General features: G+C 61.6%; 3 protein-coding genes. 2 read left to right on the top strand and 1 reads right to left on the bottom strand.

What is annotated here, in order from left to right; all coding sequences use genetic code 11:
• Positions 1–179 precede the first annotated feature (179 nt).
• Positions 180–881, bottom strand: coding sequence for a response regulator transcription factor (locus tag Q0I65_RS09590; protein ID WP_296062919.1), 702 nt, complete (start codon positions 879–881; stop codon positions 180–182).
• A 390-nt stretch (positions 882–1,271) separates the two neighbouring features.
• Between Q0I65_RS09590 and Q0I65_RS09585 the strand changes: the two genes are divergently transcribed.
• Both Q0I65_RS09585 and Q0I65_RS09580 read left to right on the top strand, forming a co-directional pair.
• Positions 1,272–2,093, top strand: coding sequence for a polyphosphate polymerase domain-containing protein (locus tag Q0I65_RS09585; protein ID WP_296062917.1), 822 nt, complete (start codon positions 1,272–1,274; stop codon positions 2,091–2,093).
• A 108-nt stretch (positions 2,094–2,201) separates the two neighbouring features.
• The gene (locus Q0I65_RS09580) at positions 2,202–2,900 is read left to right on the top strand and encodes a DUF4956 domain-containing protein (RefSeq protein ID WP_296062915.1); all 699 of its coding nucleotides are present in this window, start codon (positions 2,202–2,204) and stop codon (positions 2,898–2,900) included.
• The last annotated feature ends 148 nt before the right edge of the window (positions 2,901–3,048 follow it).

Genomic DNA, 3,048 nt, shown 5'->3' with positions numbered 1-3,048 from the left:
AACGCGATGGCGTTGCTCATCGCTTCGTGCACGGAAGCCACGCTTTGCTGGTAGTTGATGACGCAGATGGCGGAGAAGATCACAACGAGCACCACGGCCACGGTGGCCATGTTGAGAGCGATGAACTTGATGCGGAGCTTTTTCAGCATGGGAATCTCTTCGGGGAATGCGGCGTAGTCTTACGCGCTCGCGCGATTGTCGGTTGCGGCGCCTTCCGCGGCGAAGCGATACCCAGCGCCGCGCAATGTCTCGATGCGCGATGCCGAGCCGAGAAACTTCAGCTTTTTGCGTAGGAATGATACATAGGCTTCTACGTTATTCTCGTCGGCGGCTGCCTCCAAGCCCCACACTTTCTCGATCAGCGTGGCCTTCGACACCGCGGCGCCCGCGTTCGCCATTAGGACGCGGGCGAGTGAGAACTCCTTGTAGCTGAGGTGGATCGACTGGTCGCCGCAGGTCAAGTCGTGGCTTTCCAGATTCAGCGAAACGTCCCCCGACGTGATCACCTCGAAGAGCACCTCGCCTTGGCGGCGCGTGAGGGCGCGCAGGTGCGCCATGAGTTCGGCTGGCGAGAACGGCTTAGTCATGTAATCGTCGGCGCCCGAATCGAGCCCGCAGATCTTGTCGGGCACGGCGTCGCGCGCGGTCAGGAGTAGCACGGGCGTGTTCACGCCGGCGCGTCGCAGGTTCGACACGACGGTGAACCCGTCCATCTTCGGCAACATCACGTCGAGGATGACGACGTCGTAGATGCCGCTTTCCGCATAATCGAGCCCCGACTGCCCGTCGTGCACGGCGTCGGTGTTGTAGCCGCTTTCCTCGAGGATGCGGCAAAGTGCCTGGGCAAGGCGTACATCATCTTCGACTACGAGAATCTGCACAGCGCTCCTCTTTCACGTTCGGTGCTTTCTTGATTGGAATACTAGCACGGTTTTGCTAAGAAAACGCCTCGACGCGGGTCCTTGCGGGCGCTTCGCCGAGACGCGAACGGCCGCCACCGCCTCCGCGCTGGGGATCGTGGATGGGGCGGTTGCGGCCGTGAGGTTATTGTCGGGGACGACCCTGAAAACAACCTGAAAGAAACTGCCTGATTCTTAGGTTTAAGCGTTTCTTTCAGGGTTCTTTCAGGGGTGCTCCGTAGCATTCGGGGTGTCGGCAGGCGGGACCATCCTCCTCCTCCCTTTCCTGTATCGATGATCGGCCCCGCGCCACCGACGACACGACCGCCAAAGGGACGGCTTTCCGTCCCTCTTCAAAAGGAGGCATTTCCTATGACGAGCTATCAAGAGGTTTTCGAGCGCAAGGAAGTCAAGTACCGTCTCGATGCAGCTCAGCACCATGCGATGCTTACGGCGCTCGAAGGGCGCATGGCCGTCGACGATTACGGGACGACGAGCATCGTCAGCCGCTATTTCGACACGCCCGACCGGGCGCTTATCGAGCGATCGCTGGACAAGCCCCTCTATAAGGAGAAGCTCCGTGTGCGCGGCTACGGCATCCCCGGCGAGGACGACCAGGTGTTCGTCGAGCTCAAGAAGAAGTACCAGGGCATCGTGTACAAGCGTCGCGTCGGCTGCTCGTATGCGGCGGCGCGGGCATATATGGACGGCATGCCCTATGAGCAGGCGTGTCGCGAGTTTCCGCTGCCCGACTCGATTCTCGCCGAGGCATCGCTTTCGTCGCGGAGTTTGCAGATCGCTCGCGAAATCGACGCCTTCAAGGAGCGCTATACCCCGCTGCGCGCGTCGATGGTCACGATCTGCGACCGCACGGCGTATGCGCCTCTCGCGATTGGCGGGGAAGGCGAGGCGGCGGGCGTTCCCTCGACGCTGCGTATCACCTTCGACGAGAACGTCTCGTATCGCGACCTGTTCGAGGAAGCGCTCATCGCGCGGGCTTCGCATAGGCGCCCGCCCGTCGGGTTCGGCGTGCCGCGCCCGCTTCTGCCTGCTGACGAGGCGATTATGGAGGTGAAGTGCGCCGGTCCCTTCCCGCTGTGGCTTGTCGACGCGCTCGACGGTTGCGAGGCGTACCCATCGTCGTTTTCCAAATACGGTGCGGCCTATCAGGCGAGCATGCGCAAGGCGTCGTAGGGGGCGAGGCACCGTAGGGAAAGGCGATGCGGTCGCGGAAGGCGTGCGCCATATTCCGACCTTCGTCCCGCTTTGCCTCAATAGTTCCTCCTCAAGAAAGGATTTTCCATGTCTGATCTTATGTTCTCGTCGGTGTTCGGAACCGCCGACTCGCTCGTCTCGTCGGTTTCGGCGTCGAGCTTTCTTTTGTGTTCCGTCGTGTCTATCGTCCTCGGCCTCGTGATTGCCGGGGTCTACATGTTCCGCCATCGGTACTCGAAGAACTTCGTGGTTACGCTGGCGCTTCTGCCGCTCATCGTGCAGATGGTGATTACCCTGGTCAACGGCAACCTTGGCGCGGGCATCGCCGTCATGGGCGTGTTCAATCTGGTGCGTTTCCGCTCCATTCCCGGCAGCGCAAAGGACATCGGCAGCGTGTTTCTGGCGATGGCGGTGGGCCTTGCCACGGGCATGGGCTTTCTCGGCCTGGCGGTTCTGTTCACCGCAATCATCGCGGTCGTGAACGTGGCGTATGTGCTCTCGCCCCTCGGCCGTCCGCGCGAAGCGGAGAAGACGCTCAAGATCATCGTCCCCGAGGACCTGGAATTCGACGGCATCTTCGACGACGTGCTCGATCGTTTCGCCGCCGAGCACGAGCTCACCGAAGTGACCACGTCGAACATGGGAAGCCTCTACACGCTGGAATACACGCTGCGCCTTCGCGAGCCCGGCATGGAGAAGCGCCTGATCGACGAGGTGCGCTGCCTTAATGGAAACTTGAAGGTGACGCTTGGGAAATGCGAGCTCAAGCCGCAGGGGGTGTTGTAGAGATGGGAAAGCGTACGGTTGAGAAGGCGAGCTGCGAGAGGGGGCTCTTCGGCAACGCCCAGTCGCTCAAACAGTCCTCGCTTCGCTGCGGAACTCGCTTTGTGGGCGCCGCCGAAGAGCCCCGTCAGGTCGCGGCCGGCCCCTCCGG

Source organism: uncultured Ellagibacter sp., from assembly GCF_934643285.1.
GTDB lineage: Bacteria > Actinomycetota > Coriobacteriia > Coriobacteriales > Eggerthellaceae > Ellagibacter.
The sequence above is the reverse complement of the archived record's forward strand: the minus strand, read 5'-3'. Positions and strand labels throughout refer to the sequence as shown.

Excerpts from the sequence above, each read along its gene's own strand:
- Q0I65_RS09585 (WP_296062917.1), top strand. The coding sequence starts at position 1,272 with ATGACGAGCTATCAAGAGGTTTTCGAGCGCAAGGAAGTCAAGTACCGT.
- Q0I65_RS09580 (WP_296062915.1), top strand. The coding sequence starts at position 2,202 with ATGTCTGATCTTATGTTCTCGTCGGTGTTCGGAACCGCCGACTCGCTC.